The sequence below is a fragment of the Streptomyces bicolor genome (assembly GCF_000719285.1).
Classification (GTDB): Bacteria; Actinomycetota; Actinomycetes; order Streptomycetales; family Streptomycetaceae; genus Streptomyces; species Streptomyces bicolor.
Map to the genome: position 1 here is coordinate 1 of NZ_JOFS01000028.1, position 16,347 is coordinate 16,347.

The window sequence follows — 16,347 nt, forward strand, 5'->3', positions numbered from 1 at the left end:
CGACGAGGCGGTCGATGTCGAGCGTATCCGCACCGGCAGGCCGCTGTGGGTCACGGCCTACCCGCTGATGGACCGCCAAGCCGTTCCCGAGCGGCTGCGGCGCCCGCGCCGGCATCATCCGGCTGAACGACCTGTCTGCGCCGCAGATCCGCGAGGCAGTGCCGGCCAGCGCCGCGCTGCCATTCGTCTTCCCGACCCGGGTGATTGACGGATGCGCGTATCTCGACGGTGGGCTGGGCCACGGGGACCGCACACCAGTGCGCGCGTTCGCCGAGCAGGAGCACTGCGACGTCCTCGTCGTCGTGCACCTGCACCCCGACGCCCGTGTAGCTCCGAGCGCAGCGATGCTGTCCGCCCGGCGGCGGCTGCTGGGCGAACAGCGGTCGCTCTGACGGTTACGGGCGCAGGGAAAGGGTCAACCTAGACGTCGGGCTCGGCCCGATAGGTGACGAAGAGACGTCTAGCCTGCGATAACGGCCCGTAGAGGCTCTGCCCCGACATCAGGAGCGAAGCCTCTACGCGCTGGAAAGGAAATCCGCTGCGGGCATGTTCGAGAATCCCGTCTGACTGGCGCGATCGCCGGATGATCGCGGACCGATTCCGCTGTGCGACGGAGTTGAGGACGCGTAGACGGAGTGCGCCACGACGCCGGCGTACGCGCAGCGGTCGAGCACGGCAGTGGCGGCGACCCGTCCCAGCACCGTAGCGACGGGCGTGCCTACGCGCGCATACGCTGGTGATGTCTCGCCGAACCGGAGCGGACGCCATGAATGCAATCGCGAAGGGACCTTCCTGGCTGCATCGGAAGCTGTCGAGCCATCCGTTTGCCGGGCAGCCACGTAATCGTCGCGAGTCCCTGCTGAACCCGCGCAGCATCGCCGGGCGGGTGTTCCTCATCGAGATCCTGATCGTCGTGCTGCTGGTCGCGGCCGGGGTGACCTCCGTCGTGCATCAGGCGGCCCGTGACGCGCTGCAGCAGGGGCGTCGGGAAGCGGTCGTCGCGGCCCAGGCGTTTGCGGAGGCCCCAGGCGTTGCCGAGGCGCTGCGCAGCCCGAACCCGACGGTGGTGCTGCAGCCGCGTGCGGAAGCGGCTCGTAAGAGTGCGGGTGTGGACTTCATCGTTGTCATGGACACCAACGGGATTCGCTATACATACCCGTACCCGGAAGAGATCGGGAAGAAGTTCGTCGGCACCATTCAACCGTCGCTGGAAGGGCGCACCACCATCGAGGAGGCGGGCGGGCCGCCCCTGCCGGCGGGCCGGGGAACGGGCGTCCAGGCAGTGGTCCCTGTGACCGATGCCGGCGGCGAGGTCGTCGGCCTGGTGTCCGCCGGGATCACGGTTAAGAACGTGGCGAGGCTGTGGATGCCGCAGCTGCCGATCACCTTGGGTGCCGGTGCGGCCGCGCTGGCTCTGGCTGCCGGCGGGACAGTTCTGGTAACCCGGCGGCTGCAGCGGGAGACCCATGGCCTGGGCCCGGCCGAGATCACGCGCATGTACGAGCACCACGACGCGGTCCTGCACGCGGTGCGGGAAGGGGTGCTGATCACCGACGCCGACGGACGGTTGCTGCTGGCCAACGATGAGGGGAAGCGGCTGCTGAGCCTGTCGGTGGACGCGGAGGGACGGCATGTGCGGGAGCTGGGTCTGCCGGTCGAGATTACGCGCCTGCTGGCATCGGGGGAGGCGGTCACGGACGAGGTGCACGTGGTGGAGGGCCGGTTGCTGGCGGTGAACAAGCGGCCCACGTTCCCGCACCGGGCCCGAGGGGGCAGCGTGGTGACGTTGCGGGACACCACGGAACTGACGGCGGTGTCGGGGCGGGCAAAGGCGGCCCGGGGGCGGCTGGACCTGCTCTATGAGTCGGGGGTACGGATTGGGACGAGGCTGGATGTGGTGAGTACGGCACAGGACCTGGCTCAGGTGGCGGTACCGCGGTTTGCCGACGTCGTCACGGTCGATCTGCTGGATGCGGTGCTGGAAGGCCATGAGCCGACGGGGGAGAAATGGCGACAGCTGCGGCGTGCGGCAATCGGCGGCGAACAGCAGGCTTTGCCGCTGTACCCGGTGGACGAGGAGATCACGCTTTCCCCGGCGACGCCGCAGATGCGGGCATTGGAGCGGGGGCTGGCGGTGCTGGAGGCGGACCTGCACAAGGCGCGGGGGTGGCAGGAGCAGGACCCGGAGCGCACGCGTGGGGCGCTGGAGCTGGGGGTGCATTCGCTGGTGACCGTGCCCCTGCAGGCGCGGGGTGTGCCGCTGGGTGTGGCGAACTTCTACCGGATGGGGGATTCGCCGGCGTTCGAGCAGGAGGACCTGTCCTTCTCGGAGGAGTTGGCCGCGCGGGCGGCGGTGGCTATCGACAACGCGCGACGGTTCACCCGCGAGCACGCGATGGCGGTGACGCTGCAGCGGAGTCTGCTGCCGCGGGGGCAGCCGGAGCAGGATGCACTGGAGGTGGCCTGGCGGTACCTGCCGGCGGAGGCAGGGGTGGGCGGGGACTGGTTCGATCTCATCGCGCTGCCGGGCGGGCGAGTGGCGCTGGTGATGGGCGACGTCGTCGGTCACGGACTGCACGCGGCGGCGACGATGGGGCGGCTGCGCACCGCCGTACAGAACCTCTCCGCGCTGGACCTCCCCGTGGACGAGGCGCTCGGGTACTTGGACGACCTGGTCGTGCGTATGGACAACGAGGAGAGCACCGGCGAGGCCACGGAAGCGCACGAGGGGCAGGGGGTGACGGGAGCGACGTGTCTCTACGCGATCTACGACCCGATAGCAGGAGCGTGCACGGCGGCCCGTGCCGGACACCCCGACCTGGTTGTGGTGCGCCCCGACGGGACCGTCACCTGTGCGGACGTGCCGGCATCTCCACCACTCGGACTGGGTGGCTACCCCTTCGAAACCCGTGAACTGCACCTGCCCGAGGACTCACGACTGGTGCTGTACACCGACGGGCTGGTGGAGGACCGCACCCGCGACATCGACGTCGGGCTGATCGGGCTGCGTCGGACGTTGGAGCGAGCCGGGGCGGAATGCACGCCCGAGGAGACCTGTCAGGCGGTGGTCGACGCGATGGTGCCGAGACACGCCTCCGATGACATCGCACTAATGATCGCTCGTACCCGGGTGTTCCCGCCGCCGGGCGTGGCGGAGTGGGACGTGCCGCCGGACCCTGCGGCAGTCGCCTCGGTTCGGGCGCACTGCAGGGAGAAGTTGCGTGAGTGGAGAGAGGAAGAGATCGGGTTCAACACGGAACTGATCATCAGCGAGTTGGTCACGAACGCGATCCGGTACGGATCACCACCGATCACGGTACGACTGCTGCACGGGCGCTCTTTGACCTGCGAGGTGTCGGACGGCAGCAGTATCTCGCCGCGTCTGCGCCGGGCGGCCACCACGGACGAGGGTGGGCGGGGGCTGTTCCTTGTGGCCCAGCACGCTCAGCGATGGGGAACGCGGTACACGTCCGGTGGCAAGGTCATCTGGACCGAACAACCTCTTGGCGGCGGCCCGTCCACCGCCAAGGTCAGCACACCGGCCGAGGTTCTCCTTGAGCAGTTCGACGATCCCACCCTCTGAGTTCAGACGGTGCTGCACGCCCGTTCTGTGCCGAAGGCGCGCTCGCCCGTACCGATGGCTTCACCTCGTCGGCCAGGAGCCGCGGCTCCACTTGCGCTGATGTCGCCATCCGCCGGTCGATACTCTCTTCGCAGGCGTCCGGTCTGCGACAACGGCCATCCGCCCCCGAGTAGGGGGGCGGAGCCTCTGCTCGTTGGAGGCTGATCCACTGCGTCACGGGTTCGAAACCCGATCCTGAGCCGGCGCGATCATCCAAAAGTCGTGTGCCCCCGTCCATTTGGGACGGTGTGGGACGCAGTCGGGACACGAGGACGGGAACAGACCGACAAAGAGTGGCGCGTCTGCTGATGCCCGTGGCCGCAGTGGTGGGCCTCACGGCGTTCTCGTTGGCCTGGATGTCGTGGCCAAGGCACTGGACAGCCTCATCGAGTGAGGCAATCTGCCGGCGGACCCGGACACCTCGCGGGTCACGGCGGTCGAGGACTTCTACCGCAAACGATTCATCCAACAGCTCACACAGGCCGACGAGGCGCCGAGCGGGCGCTGTCCGCGGACGACGAGGCGCTGGGGCGGTGTGGCGCGCTACGGGCGGTGGCGCTGCACGACATCGTCACGCAGTTGCGGGCCCTGCTGGTGATCGCCGCCGGACAGGAGGAGGGCGAGCCGGACGCGGCAGGAACGGCGCCCCCGCGCCCAAGCCGTGAGTGTGGCGGTCGGCCGGGTGCTGCTCCTGGCGGGCGGTGCCGTTCTGGCGCTCGCGGTGCTCTCGCGCTTCGGCTGGAACCGGCAGCCCCGCTGAGTGCCGCAGCAGACCACAGCGCGCTCGGCGACGCCTTCCTGCGACCCACCACGCCGACGAAGGCGCAGCGCACTTGATGCGCTGGGCCTGGAGCTCACCAGGGTGCTCGGATCCGCCGGTTTGCCGCATGTGCTGATGCGGATCGGCACCGTGGTCACCGCACGCGAAGCAAGACGATCGATACGGTTCAGCAGCCTTCTGATCGTCTGCTTCTCCTTGGAGGCCGTGGTGATCGGGCTCGGTGCGGCCGGCCTGCTCGGCACACAGGCCATCGCCTCGGGCAGTCCCTCCGGCAAGACCGCCGCACTCCTACTGGCCGACTCCCTCGGCGGCTCGCTTGCGCACACCGCCGGGTCCTGCCTGGGTTTTCCTCACGATCATGGCGGTCGTGACCGGCCTCATCCTCACCGCGGCGGCCTCACTGGCCCGCGACATCTACGGGGCGGGAACTCGCCATGGCCCGAGGGGCGGTCCTGCTGATCGGTGCCGGCGCCATCACCCTGTCCATGTTCGCCCAGGACCTCAACCTGTCCTCCCGGTGGAACTCGCTTTGGTCATCGCGGCCTCCGCCGTCCTGCCCACCATCCTCTACAACCTGGTGTGGCGGGGCTTCACCACCCGAGGGGCAACCAGGAGCTTGTGCTGTCCGACGCGGACTTCGCGATCTTCCCCATGCGCAACCCCGGCTCGGGGTGCATTCCAGGACCTTGGGCCCGTCGGGTAACAGGGGCGTACCGGAAGATCCGGAGGCAGCGGCGTCGGAGAGCCTGCGGCCTCACGACGACGGGTCGGAGCCGGCGTGTGCGGACGCCGGCTTTGTCGCAGTCTGCGGTGGCGGGGCGTACTCGGTGAGCAGGAGGGCGATGTCGTCCGCCCTGTCGGCGGACCGGCGGGCGTCCCGCAGCAGCGCGTCGGCCAGATCCTCCAGGCGGCCCCCGCCCATGCGGGCCAGTGACGCCCGGAGTCGGTCGACGTCGGAGTCGATGTTCGAGTCACGCCTCTCGATCAGTCCGTCCGTGTACAGGGCCAGGACCGACCCGGGTACGAGACGCAGCTCCGACTCGGGAAAGTGTGCCGCTGTGTCGATGCCGAGCAGAGGGCCGCCGGGCACATCCAGGACTTCGGCCTGCCCGTCGGGCAGGCGCAGCAAGGGTGGGGGGTGGCCGGCACGGACGATGCGCACGACCCCTGAGCGAGGATGGAGGCGGGCGTAGCAGCAGCTTGCGAGTAGCGCCGGGTCGAGGTCCATGTGGAGCCGGTTGGTGTTGGCGACGACGTCGCTCGGCGGGTGGCCGGCGGTGGCGAAGGCCCGCACCGCGCTGCGCAGCTGGCCCATGGCGGCCGCGGCGGCGACGTTGTGCCCCTCGACGTCCCCGACGATCAGCGCGACCTCGTCGCCGGTGGGGATGACGTCGTACCAGTCGCCGCCGATGTCCATCCCTCTGGTGCCCGGAAGATAGCGCCCGGTGACATCGAGGCCCGGCAGTGTGGGCAGCCGGTGCGGCAGCAGCGCGTTCTGCAGGCCGCGAGCGAGGGCGAATTCGGCGTCGTAGAGCCTGGCGCGTTCCAGGGCCTGGGCGATCAGGCCGCCCAGCGCGGTGAGGACTCCGCGCTCCTCGTCGGGAAATCGGTGAACGTCGTCGAAGCCGAGCAGGCAGACGCCGACCGGGCGGTTCGAGGCGATCAAGGGCAGGAACGCCCAGGAGTTGGACTGACTGACCATGATCCCGGGGTAGGTCTCGAGAAGCTCCTCACGGGACTCGACGAACAGCGGGGTCCCGGAGGTCAGCGCGTCGGTCACGGGCAGCCGGGCATGCAGCGGAGTGCCTTCGAACCGGGCGAGAAAGCGCTTCGAGTAGCCGCGCTGATCGAGCAGGCGCAGGCGCCGCTCCTCCACCACGGCGATCGCCAGCTTCTGGCCGCCGAAAGCGGGCAGCAGCTGCTCGGCGACGGCCTCGAACACCTCGTGCGCGGTAACCGCCTCGGTGAGCGCGCTGCCCAGTGTGAGCACCCGGTAGAGGGAACCCACGCGGGGGGCCGCGGGCGGAGGCGACCAGGAGACGGGCGGCCTCCCTGCCGTGAGGGTCGCACCGGGTCCGGTGTCGGCCGGTACGGGCTGTCGCGCCGGTGCCGCCCACCCCGTCACGCCCTGGGCGCCCGGGTGGAGGGAGAACACCAGCCAGTTGTCCGGTGGGCGGCGGACCAGGAAAGATACCGGTTGCTGGGAGACCAGGGCGGCCCGGTAGCGGTCCTCGTACACGGGATCGGCCAGCCAGGGCAGGACGTCCCAGGGGCGTCGGCCGAGCAGTTCGCCCTGGCGGACGCCCAGCAGATTCTCCAGGCTGTGGTTGGCGTAGGCGAGGCGTCCGTCGGGCGAGAGCGCGAAGAAGCCGTCCGCGAGCCGCTCGATCGCCGCCACGGCGGCCATGCGGCTCCCGGAGTCGAGTACGGCGCCCACCAGATGGGCCGAGGTCTCCAGGTCGTCAGGGCTCTCGGGCATCCGGCCCCACAGCTCGACGGTGTGGTGGCCTCCGCGGCCGTCCCGGATGCGCAGGCAGTACGCCAGTACGTGGCCTTCCTGGACGGCGGCACGGGCGGCGGACCGGAAGCCGGGCAGATCCGCGGGCTCGATCATGGCCGCCAGCGTGGCAGCCCGTCCGTCGAACTCGCGGGGCGGCACTCCGAAGATCGCGCACAGGTCGTCGTCGGCCGTGAGGGCTCCGGTGCCGAGATTCCAGTCGAACAGGCCCACCCGGATCACCGGGGCGGATGGCAGCGGCACCACTATCGGAGCCGTCCGCTCGTCGTACTCACCGAGCGCGCCGCGGGCCCGCAGTCCGGCGAGGGTGGTGCCCAGCCGGTCGGCGGCGGAGCGCAGCTTCCGGCGCTGCGCCCTCGACAGTCCTGTCCCGTCCGGCCTGGCCGTCCACACCACGGCCATGGTGCCGAAGGTCCGCTCGCCCGCCCGTACGGGGACGGATGCAGAGCCGAACGGGTAGGGCAGGGCGACCGAGAGCTGCGGGAAGCGCCGCATCGTCTCCTCCGCGCCGGCCAGATGGACCATGCGCCCGGAGCGGTACGCCTCCGCCACTGGCAGACCGCTGTTCACCGGGATCCGACGCCATCCGCTGAGCAGGGAGAGCGGCGACCCGCACGACGCGGCCACTACGAGCGAGCGGCGGTCGCCGGAGAGCAGAAACACGCTTCCGGTATGCGCTCCGGTCAGCTCCACGGCACCGACGACGGCACTGACCAGCGCGTCGTCGCGCTCGGGCGCTTCGCCGACACTTGCGGCGCCGAACGGGTACAAGTTCGATGCCACACCGTTGGCCGACACGTTGCCCTCGATCATCCCTGGATAGTTTGCTCCATTTTAGGACGGTCTATAGCACATCGTGGACAGGTGCCGGGCCGGGAAGGCCGTCCAGCACCCACGGACCGGGCGGCAAGCAGCTCGCCACGGCTCGCGCGATGCAGGCGGATTCTGAGGGCCCCGGCACCCACCCGAGAGGACCGCGAAACCAACCGGGACAACCCGGACCGGCGGTGCGGCTGAGCTTCCTGGGCTGACCAACGGTAAGGAACCGGGGGCCGGTCAGGGCCGCAGGTATCCGCGTGCCGCGCACTCCCGCACCATCGGCGAGCCGTCGACCTGCCCGTCCTCCGGTGCCGTCCGGCTGTGCCCGCCGGGTGCGGGGCGGCCCTGGAGGCGGGACAGCTCGCCCGCGCAGCGCTGCAGGGCCACCTCCAGGACGTCCGGCATGGTCAGGGTCCCGCTGCCGTCCGGGGGGACCAGCCAGCGCAGCGCGCCCCAGCGGCAGTGCGGAGCGGGAGCGGTGATCCACGTCCCCGCGCCGAGCAGCCGCACGCCGGTGCCGATCCATGTGGTCCGCGGTTCCGGGGGCAGTAAGAAGCCCACGTTTCGCCGGCGGGCGTCCAGCAGACAGGGCCCCGCTTCGAGCAGTGGCAGTTCCTCCAGGAGATCGGCGACGCGCAGCCCGAGCTGTTCCGGCACGATCAGCACGTCCCAGAACCGTCCGGCGGCGAGCAGTGCGACCCCGGTGGTGCCGTTCTGCCACTCCTCCTTGCAGGCGCCGGGGTCCTCCGACGCCGCGGCCAGCCACTCCATTGACTTCGTCCACTCCATGAGTGCCAAGAAGAGCCTCCCGATGACCTGCGGACTCTCGGTGCGATGACCGGTGGGCCCTCAGTGCACCGGGTGCCGGGTGCCCCTGCCATACGTCGGCAGCCCAATTCCCCGTATGGGGCGAGCGCCCGCGCGCCAAACAGGCAGAGAGCAGGACGTGCGCCCCCGCGTCGGTCGAGCACGCCGGGTCCGCCCCCCGTCACTCTGGCCGCCTTGTCACCACCCGTACGCTCTGTGTGCTCGCGGCCTCTCCCGGAGGCGCCTCGGACGCCCGGCAGCCCGTCGGCAACCCGTGGAGATTTTTCCCCGTTTTAGGGTGTTTGTTGTGGTGCGCTGGTTCAAGTCGTTTCACCGGCCGGCGGCGGTGGACCCCGTCGCGCCCCGCGGCGTTCCCAAGGAGGGCCCCGACGAGCCGTCCCGGCTGAGCGAGCTGCGCGCGGCGACGGCCAGGATCGGCACCACGCTGGACGAGAACGCGACGTGCGCGGAGCTCACCCGGGAGGCCGCCCGGCAGGTGGGCGGCACGGCGGCCGTACTGCGGCTCGGGAGCGAGGCCGGGGCGGAGTACGAGGCCGTGAGCGGCGACCCGGCGCTGCTGCCCGACCTTCAGTGGGCCATGGCCGCGACGCGGGAGACGAGTGCCCTGGGGGAGGCCGCGGACCCCATCCCCGCCCCGGTGTCCGGCGGTGCCCGCCCGGCGCTGTGCGTGCCGCTGGCCACCGACGGGCACCCCTACGGCGGGCTGGTCTGCGCCCGCGACCGAGCCCCGTTCACCCCCGCGGAGACCGGCCTGCTCGCCCTCCTCGCCGAGCGCGCCGCCTCCCACATCCGAGGCGCCCAGGAGCACGAGCGGGTCAGGGGCATCGTCGGCAAGCTCCAGCGGGCCCTGCTCGCCGAACCCGGTCGCCCGCACCCGAACCTGGACGTCGCCATCCGCTATCTGCCCGTCGGGCAGAGCGCACTGGTCGGCGGCGACTGGTGCGAGACCGTCCGGCTGCACTTCGGCCGGACGCTGCTCGTCGTGGGCGACGTCATGGGGCACGGTCTGGAGGCCGCCGTGGACATGACGGCGTACCGCTCCTCGCTGCGCTACATCGCCTCCGCCGACCTTCCGCCGCACCGCGTGCTGCGTCAGCTCGACGACAGCGCCTCGGCGGAGCCCGACCGCCGGCCGGCCACCTGCCTGATCGCCCGGGTCGACCCCGATCGCGGCCAGGTGACCTTCGCCAGCGCCGGTCATCTGCCCCCGGCCGTGATCGACGCGGAGGGCCGCACCTCACTGCTGCCTGTGCCGGTCGGCCCGCCCCTGGGCACGGGCCTCGGCGGCTACGAGCCGGCCACCTATCAGCTCGACCCGACCCAGACACTGGTGCTGTTCACCGACGGGCTCGTCGAGCACCGCGGCGAGGACATCGACCACTCCCTGGACCGGCTGGCCGGCGTCGCATTCGAGGCCGCCGCCGGGGTCGAGGACGTCATCGACACGGTGCTGGCCCGGCTCGACGCCCGGCATGCCGAGGACGACGTCGCCGTGCTCGCCGCCCAGTTGCACGAGCGCACCGAGCGGGACCCCGAAGGGCAGCCCTGAGCCGCCCCGGCCCTCACCAGTCGTCGTACTGGGCTCCGGAGACGTACGGGTCGTGCCTGCGTCCGGACGGCCCGGACGGCTGGTCGGCCGGTGGCGGGCCCGCCTCGCGCAGGGCGGCACACCAAGGGCAGTCGGGGGTTTCGTCGGCGTCGTCCCGGACGCCGGCGAACGTGGGGTCGGCGAAGAGGGGTCCGGAGAAGGCGGGAACGTTCTGTCGTCCGTCGATGGAAGCGGCTCCTGTCTCGATCGTGGGTGGACGGCGGGTCGAACAGACCACGACTCCATCCGGGGGACGGTCTCACCCGACTGGGTGGTGGCGAGGCCGGTCGGCGTACCACCGGCGCACACCTCGGCGTTGCCCGGGCATGGACAGCACTGAGTCGGCGCGGCGAGTCCTCGGAGGCGATGCCGCACCCGTGACGTACGTCGTACCGGTCACCGGTGTCCGGGCCCAGCCGTCGATCTACGCGGCGCTGGTCGCCGAGTGGCAGGCCAACGGCCGTGCCGTGCCCCGGCGCCGTGACACATGGTGGGATTCCGTCGCCGTGGCCGACGGCCCTGGACGGGCCGTCACCTCCTGGGCGGTCGGCCGGTGGACGGGCCTGGTCAGGGCTCTCGAGGCCGCATCGGCGGGCGAGGGTCACGGTGACCGCCACGGCCTCCACGCCGGCGAGGCGACCGAGCGCGTACCGGCCGTTGTCGTCCCCCGGGGTCTTCCCGGGCCGGTGGAGCTGTGGGAGTGGAGGGGCAGCGGCGGGCGCGTCAGCGTCTCCGCCCCGCCTACGACCGGCTGACGCGCGCCGGGACGGCAGCGGCACCGCCGGCCTCGCGCAGCGCCAGCTCCACGAGGTCGGGGTTGTACAGGGCGCCGGTGCCGTCGGGTGGCAGCAGCCACTCCAGGCGCCATCCGGCGGACCGGTCGGGCGGCGGTACGGCGACCCACGACCCCCGGCCGACATGACGTACGCCGGGCCCGACCCACTCGGTGACCGCGTCGGGTGGCAGGAAGAAACCGACTCTGCGCGCCCCGCAGTTCACCAGCACGGGACCCCACGCCCGCGGTCGCGCCCGTCTCAGGAGGTGCAGGGCGCCCAGGCCGAGGTGCTCGGGAACGGAGAGCACGTCCCACAGCCGTCCGGCCTCCAGCAGGACAGCGTCCGCGCCCTGGTCCCACTGCCGTTTGCACGAGCGAGGATCCGTGGCGGCCGCGGCAAGCCACTCGACGGCCTGCTTCCCCATGGTGCGCTGCATGTCCAACCCCCAGCACTCTCTCCCTGCCGTCCCGTGCAGGGCCCTTCATGCTGGTGGATATTTCTATGTGCCGGAAGGGGTGGCGCACTCTGGCGCGTCCTGGCGATTCGGCCCGATGTGTTCGACGGCCGCACGACCGTTCCCGCTCTGTCGTCATCGGCGAGAGCGGCATGGCCGCCACCTCAACTCCTCCATTCACTCGGAGACTTGGGGCGCCCGGTCGGCCATGGGCGGCGGCGTCGTGGTGAACAACGGCTCGGAAGCGTGCACCGGCACCTGGTACCTCACCCGGCGCACGCATGCGACGCCACGACGCGGCGTGTGTGTGGCGGGAGGGACCTGAGGCAGATTTACGGTGGCTTGATGCGACCTGTCCCTGGTTGGGCCTTGTTGTCGTCGGGATGTGCGCCTGTCGTGCTGATCGCCGGCTGGACGATCGCGGCGCTGCTCGAAGGACCCGCCTACGACCCCGCCACGCAGACGATCAGTGTCCTGGCGGCCTACGGTGCCGCGGGGTACTGGGTGATGACCGCGGCGCTGGCCGCCCTGGGCGTCTGCCACATGATCACCGCCCTGGGCCTGCGCCCGGCCGCGCTCCCCGGCCGGGTGGCGCTGGGCACCGGCGGAGCGGCCGCGCTCCTGGTGGCTCTGGTGCCGCCGCCGAGCAGCGGAGGCTCGCTGCGCCATGGTTCGGTGGCCGCTGTCGGCTTCGCGCTACTGGCGGTGTGGCCGGTGCTGGCCAGCGATCGCCGTGGCACCGTGCCCTGGGGGCTGCGGCCCGTGCCCTCCCTCACCGCGACCGCTCTGATGGTCGTGGGCGCGGCCTGGTTCATGATCGAGATGCACCACGACGGTGCCGCCGGAGCCGCCGAACGCCTTGTGACGGCCATTCAGTCGGTCTGGCCGTTCGTGGTCGTCGCCTCCTGCCTCCGTCGCCCGCGCGAAGCCGAAGGGCCCTCGGGATGACAGGAAACCTTCGCAGCGCGGACACCCCTGCGCTTGAATGCAGCGACCACATCACCGGTACGAGGGAGTCACACGTGCCCCGCCCCACCCCCCTGACCCGCAGCCTGCGCCGCACCGGCGCCCTCACCGCGGGCGCCTTCGCGGCCGCCGTAGCCCTCGCGGGACCCGCCGCGGCGCACGCCGAGGTCGAGGCGGAGGGCGCCCGGGCGCTCGACCAGAACGTGGCGCTGACCTTCACCGCGGAGTCGGAGTCCGCTACCGCCGGGATCAGCAAGCTGGAAGTGATCCTGCCCGAGGGCATCACCCCGGCCGACATCACGTACGAGGAAGGCCCCAAGGCCTGGAAGCTCGCACCCACCGATCGCGGTTACACCGTGTCCGGGCCGAAGCTCGCCGTCGGGGAGGACGCGGAGTACGCCGTCACGGTACGGCAGTTGCCCAACACCAGGACGCTCGTCTTCAAGACCCTCCAGACGTACAGCGACGGCCAGGTGGACCGCTGGATCGAACTGGACGAGGAGAGCGAGGGCGACGGCCACGGGCACGGCCACCCCGCCCCGCGACTGGAACTCAAGGCCGCCGCACCCGGCGCGAAGGCCGTGAGCCCCACGCCCACCGAGGAGCCGACGACGGCGGCGCCCTCGGACGAGCCGACCACCGCCCCGGCCGGCCCGTCGGCGGAGGCCGCGGCCGACGGTTCGGACGGCGATGACGGCATCCCGGTGGCCCTGCCGATCGGCATCGGGGTGGCCGTCGTCGTGCTCGGCGCGGGCGCGTGGTGGTTCAGGAGCCGTCGCGGCGGGGCTTCCTGAGCGGCGGATCTGCGCGGCATCCGGATGAGGTGAACCGCCGGAGGGCCGGGAACTGCCCGCCCTCCGCGCCCGACTCCTGAAGCGGTACGTGCGTCAGGAGGCCGTTGATGAGAATCCCCCCACTTGTGCCGCCCGCCCTCTGCGGGTTTCTGCTGCTGCTCGCCCTGCTCTTCACGGTGTCGTACGCCGTCGGGTCCGCCGCCGGCCCCGTCGCACCCGGCATGCACCGCTCCGGAACGAGCGGTGACGGAGGCGGCATGGACACAGGGGACATGGGCGACATGGACATGCGGCACGGGAGCGGCCACTGATGGCCATCGAACCGGCACCCCCGATGACCACCACCGACCTGACCGTCGGCGGGATGACCTGCGCGGCCTGTGTACGAAGGGTGGAGAAGAAGCTCGCCAAGCTGGAGGGCGTGACCGCGACGGTCAATCTGGCCACCGGGCGCGCCCGGGTCAGCCATCCGCCGGACGTCCGCGCCGAGGACCTGGTCGCGACGGTCGAACAGGCCGGATACACGGCGGCGTTGCCCGAGCCGCCGCAGCGGCGAGAACGTCAGGAACGCGAACGACGCGGCGAAGGGGACTCCGAGGACGCCCGGCAGGATCGTGTCCGGCTGCTGGTCACCGCGCTGCTCGCCGTGCCGGTGCTCGTGCTGTCGATGGTGCCCGCCGGGCAGTTCCGCAACTGGCAGTGGCTGTGCTTCGTGCTGGCCGCGCCGGTCGCCGTGTGGAGTGCCTGGCCCTTCCATGTGCGGGCGCTGCGCGGCCTGCGGCACTCGACGGCGACCATGGACACGCTGGTCTCCCTGGGCGTGGTGGCGTCCTTCGCCTGGTCGGCGTACGCCCTGTTCCTCGGCGGGGCGGGCGCGCCCGGGATGCGGATGCCGTTCAGCCTGCTGACCTCGGCCTCGGACGGCGGCGCGCACGTGTACCTCGAAGCGGCCGTCGGTGTCCCGCTGTTCGTGCTGGCCGGCCGCTTCCTGGAGGCGCGGGCGCGGCACGGCACCGGTGCGGCACTGCGCTCACTCGCCCGGCTGGCCGCGAAGGACGTGTCCGTACGGGAGGACGGCGGCACCGAACGCCGTATCCCCATCGAGGAGTTGGTGGTCGGGCAGGCCTTCGTCGTCAGGCCCGGCGAGCGGGTCGCCACCGACGGCGCGGTCGTGGAGGGCAACTCCGCCCTGGACCTGTCGCTCGTCACCGGCGAGAGCGAACCGGTCGAGGTGGGCCCCGGCTCGGCGGTCGTGGGCGGTGCGGTCAACGTGGGCGGGCTCCTGCTCGTACGGGCAGTGGCCGTGGGCGCGGACACGCAGCTCGCGCGCATCACGAGGCTGGTGACGGAGGCTCAGGCCGGAAAGGCGCGGGCGCAGCGGCTGGCCGATGCCGTGGCCGGGGTGTTCGTGCCGGTGGTGCTGGCGCTGGCCGTCACGGTGCTCGGGTTCTGGCTCGGGGCCGGGGCGGATCCGCAGGCGGCGGTCACCGCGTGCGTGGCGGTCCTGGTCGTGGCCTGCCCTTGCGCGCTGGGCCTGGCGACCCCGACCGCGCTGATGGCCGCCACCGGACGCGGCGCCCAGCTCGGCGTCCTGGTCCGGGGCCCGCAGGCTCTGGAAGGGCTCCAGCACATCGACACCGTCGTCCTCGACAAGACGGGCACCCTCACCTCCGGGCACATGGGCGTCGCCCGGGTCACGGCCGTGCCCGGCGGGCTCGGCAAGGAGGCGGTGCTGCGGCTGGCCGGGGCAGTGGAGCAGGGCTCGGAACATCCGCTGGGCCGTGCGATCGTCGCGTACGCCCGCAGAACCCTGCGGGAGCCGTTGCCCGAGGTGCGCGACTTCCGTGCGGAGGCGGGCCGGGGCGTGCGCGGCCGGGTCGAGGGCCGACTGGTCGAAGTCCTCGCGCCCGATGACGAGTTGCCCACGGCGCTCGCGGACGCGCTGCCGGTGGCGGAGGCCGCCGCGCACACGCCGGTGCTCGTCCGGGTCGACGGGGCGACGGCGGCGCTGATCGAGATCGGCGACGTCGTACGTCCGGGCAGTTACCGGGCCGTCGACCGGTTGCGGCGACTCGGCGTGCACCCGGTGCTCGCCACCGGCGACCGCGAGGCGCCGGCCCGCGCGGTCGCCTCCGCGCTCGGTATCCAGGAGGTGCACGCGCGCTGCACCCCCGAGGACAAGGCCGACCTCGTACGGGAGCTGAGGGGGCGGGGCCGCCGGGTCGCGGTCGTCGGTGACGGCGTCAACGACGCGGCCGCGCTGGCCGGAGCCGACCTCGGCATCGCCATGGGCACGGGCACGGACGTCGCCATCGGGGCCGCCGACGTGACGCTGGTGCGCGGTGACATCGAGGCGCTAGCGGACGCCGTACGGCTCGCCCGGCGCACCCTCGGCACGATCCGCGCCAACCTGCTGTGGGCCTTCGGCTACAACGCGGTGACCGTGCCGCTCGCGATGGTCGGCCTGCTCAACCCGATGGTCGCCGCCGTGGCCATGTCGGTGAGCTCGCTGCTGGTGGTGGGCAACAGCCTGCGGCTGCGGGCGTGGCAGCCGGGGCCCGCTCGCGGCCATCAGCGGGTGGCGGGCCAGGGCCAAGGCCCCAAGCGCGTCGGCGCCGGGGAGCGTAACCGATGACCAGACCCACGACCGAGCGCTCGGCGGACCCCCGAACCTGGCGCCCGACCCGCCGCCGCATCACCGACGGCCTGCTCGCCGCGCTCGCCCCGATCGCCGCGTGCGGCGTCGCCCTGGGCGGCCTGACCACGTGGGTGAATTCCGGCAGCGCGGGCAGCCCGGCGCGGATCGCGGTCACCGACGGGCGGGTCTTCCTGCCGTACGGCGACGTCCGGGACACCGCCGCGTTCTTCCGGATCACCAACACCGGGGGCGCGGACGACCGGCTCCTGAGAGTGACGTCGTCCGCTGTCGGCGGTGAGACGGCGCTCAGCAGGCATCGCATGACCGGCGGACACATGGCGTACGCGCAGACCGTCGACTCGGCCCGTGTCCCGGCCGGCGGCGGCCTCGCCATGTCCCCGTTCGGGGTGGACGTGACGTTGCGGGCGAAGGCGGGTTGGCGGCCGGGGGACCTCGTGCCGTTCACGCTGCACTTCGAGCATGGCGGGCGGGTCGAGGCGTCCGCGGTGGTGATCCGTCCGGGCGAGGACCCGGAGGACCCGGAGGATTCGAAGGTCCCGTGA

General features: G+C 72.0%; 15 protein-coding genes. 11 read left to right on the forward strand and 4 right to left on the reverse strand.

Going from position 1 to position 16,347, the window contains the following annotated elements; genetic code table 11:
* The 4 genes from IF78_RS49200 to IF78_RS47905 form a co-directional block, all read left to right on the forward strand.
* A partial coding sequence (locus IF78_RS49200) for a hypothetical protein (protein WP_209439682.1) occupies nucleotides 1-208 on the forward strand: 208 nt, incomplete at its 5' end.
* Nucleotides 159-392 carry a patatin-like phospholipase family protein gene (locus tag IF78_RS50965; RefSeq protein ID WP_031498549.1) on the forward strand — a complete coding sequence of 78 codons (234 nt, stop codon included), beginning with the start codon at nucleotides 159-161 and terminating at the stop codon, nucleotides 390-392. The genes IF78_RS49200 and IF78_RS50965, both read left to right, overlap by 50 nt.
* Before the next feature lie 374 nt (nucleotides 393-766).
* Complete coding sequence (locus IF78_RS0130355) at nucleotides 767-3,583, forward strand: SpoIIE family protein phosphatase (RefSeq protein ID WP_078662649.1); 2,817 nt, start codon at nucleotides 767-769, stop codon at nucleotides 3,581-3,583.
* A gap of 799 nt (nucleotides 3,584-4,382) precedes the next feature.
* Entirely contained in the window at nucleotides 4,383-4,862 is a 480-nt protein-coding gene (locus IF78_RS47905; RefSeq protein ID WP_107050043.1) for a sodium:solute symporter family transporter, read from the forward strand.
* A 295-nt stretch (nucleotides 4,863-5,157) separates the two neighbouring features.
* Here IF78_RS47905 and IF78_RS0130365 read toward each other — a convergent pair whose 3' ends face one another.
* Nucleotides 5,158-7,734: a SpoIIE family protein phosphatase gene (locus IF78_RS0130365; protein WP_051828289.1), complete on the reverse strand. Its 2,577-nt coding sequence runs from the start codon at nucleotides 7,732-7,734 to the stop codon at nucleotides 5,158-5,160.
* A gap of 243 nt (nucleotides 7,735-7,977) precedes the next feature.
* Nucleotides 7,978-8,529 carry a hypothetical protein gene (locus tag IF78_RS48600; protein WP_234439818.1) on the reverse strand — a complete coding sequence of 184 codons (552 nt, stop codon included), beginning with the start codon at nucleotides 8,527-8,529 and terminating at the stop codon, nucleotides 7,978-7,980.
* Between the two features lie 325 nt (nucleotides 8,530-8,854).
* Here IF78_RS48600 and IF78_RS0130375 point away from each other — a divergent pair, with 325 nt between their 5' ends.
* Nucleotides 8,855-10,117 (forward strand): PP2C family protein-serine/threonine phosphatase, encoded by a 1,263-nt coding sequence (locus tag IF78_RS0130375; RefSeq protein WP_234439813.1) that lies wholly within the window; start codon nucleotides 8,855-8,857, stop codon nucleotides 10,115-10,117.
* Nucleotides 10,118-10,130: 13 nt separating this feature from the next.
* Here the strand turns inward: IF78_RS0130375 and IF78_RS0130380 are convergent, their stop codons facing one another.
* A complete protein-coding gene (locus IF78_RS0130380) occupies nucleotides 10,131-10,394 on the reverse strand; it encodes a hypothetical protein (protein ID WP_031481531.1) in 264 nt (87 codons plus the stop codon).
* A gap of 88 nt (nucleotides 10,395-10,482) precedes the next feature.
* Between IF78_RS0130380 and IF78_RS44010 the strand changes: the two genes are divergently transcribed.
* The gene (locus tag IF78_RS44010) at nucleotides 10,483-10,911 is read left to right on the forward strand and encodes a hypothetical protein (protein WP_037641637.1); all 429 of its coding nucleotides are present in this window, start codon (nucleotides 10,483-10,485) and stop codon (nucleotides 10,909-10,911) included.
* Here IF78_RS44010 and IF78_RS0130390 read toward each other — a convergent pair.
* Complete coding sequence (locus IF78_RS0130390; protein ID WP_031481533.1) at nucleotides 10,898-11,368, reverse strand: hypothetical protein; 471 nt, start codon at nucleotides 11,366-11,368, stop codon at nucleotides 10,898-10,900. The genes IF78_RS44010 and IF78_RS0130390 overlap by 14 nt on opposite strands.
* Before the next feature lie 363 nt (nucleotides 11,369-11,731).
* On the opposite strand from IF78_RS0130390, the gene IF78_RS0130395 reads away from it, so the two are divergent.
* From IF78_RS0130395 to IF78_RS0130415, 5 genes are all read left to right on the forward strand, one after another.
* Nucleotides 11,732-12,334, forward strand: a complete 603-nt coding sequence (locus IF78_RS0130395; protein ID WP_031481535.1) for a DUF998 domain-containing protein — start codon at nucleotides 11,732-11,734, stop codon at nucleotides 12,332-12,334.
* A 74-nt stretch (nucleotides 12,335-12,408) separates the two neighbouring features.
* Nucleotides 12,409-13,146, forward strand: a complete 738-nt coding sequence (locus IF78_RS0130400) for a DUF1775 domain-containing protein (protein ID WP_031481537.1) — start codon at nucleotides 12,409-12,411, stop codon at nucleotides 13,144-13,146.
* A gap of 107 nt (nucleotides 13,147-13,253) precedes the next feature.
* Nucleotides 13,254-13,457, forward strand: coding sequence for a hypothetical protein (locus tag IF78_RS0130405; protein WP_051828292.1), 204 nt, complete (start codon nucleotides 13,254-13,256; stop codon nucleotides 13,455-13,457).
* A complete protein-coding gene (locus IF78_RS0130410; RefSeq protein WP_031481541.1) occupies nucleotides 13,457-15,781 on the forward strand; it encodes a heavy metal translocating P-type ATPase in 2,325 nt (774 codons plus the stop codon). The genes IF78_RS0130405 and IF78_RS0130410 overlap by 1 nt, the downstream gene beginning before the upstream one ends.
* The gene (locus tag IF78_RS0130415; RefSeq protein WP_037641639.1) at nucleotides 15,778-16,347 is read left to right on the forward strand and encodes a copper chaperone PCu(A)C; all 570 of its coding nucleotides are present in this window, start codon (nucleotides 15,778-15,780) and stop codon (nucleotides 16,345-16,347) included. The genes IF78_RS0130410 and IF78_RS0130415 overlap by 4 nt, the downstream gene beginning before the upstream one ends.

Excerpts from the sequence above, each read along its gene's own strand:
- IF78_RS0130355 (WP_078662649.1), top strand. The coding sequence starts at position 767 with ATGAATGCAATCGCGAAGGGACCTTCCTGGCTGCATCGGAAGCTGTCG.
- IF78_RS0130365 (WP_051828289.1), bottom strand. The coding sequence starts at position 7,734 with ATGATCGAGGGCAACGTGTCGGCCAACGGTGTGGCATCGAACTTGTAC.
- IF78_RS48600 (WP_234439818.1), bottom strand. The coding sequence starts at position 8,529 with ATGGAGTGGACGAAGTCAATGGAGTGGCTGGCCGCGGCGTCGGAGGAC.
- IF78_RS44010 (WP_037641637.1), top strand. The coding sequence starts at position 10,483 with ATGGACAGCACTGAGTCGGCGCGGCGAGTCCTCGGAGGCGATGCCGCA.
- IF78_RS0130390 (WP_031481533.1), bottom strand. The coding sequence starts at position 11,368 with ATGCAGCGCACCATGGGGAAGCAGGCCGTCGAGTGGCTTGCCGCGGCC.
- IF78_RS0130395 (WP_031481535.1), top strand. The coding sequence starts at position 11,732 with ATGCGACCTGTCCCTGGTTGGGCCTTGTTGTCGTCGGGATGTGCGCCT.
- IF78_RS0130405 (WP_051828292.1), top strand. The coding sequence starts at position 13,254 with ATGAGAATCCCCCCACTTGTGCCGCCCGCCCTCTGCGGGTTTCTGCTG.
- IF78_RS0130410 (WP_031481541.1), top strand. The coding sequence starts at position 13,457 with ATGGCCATCGAACCGGCACCCCCGATGACCACCACCGACCTGACCGTC.
- IF78_RS0130415 (WP_037641639.1), top strand. The coding sequence starts at position 15,778 with ATGACCAGACCCACGACCGAGCGCTCGGCGGACCCCCGAACCTGGCGC.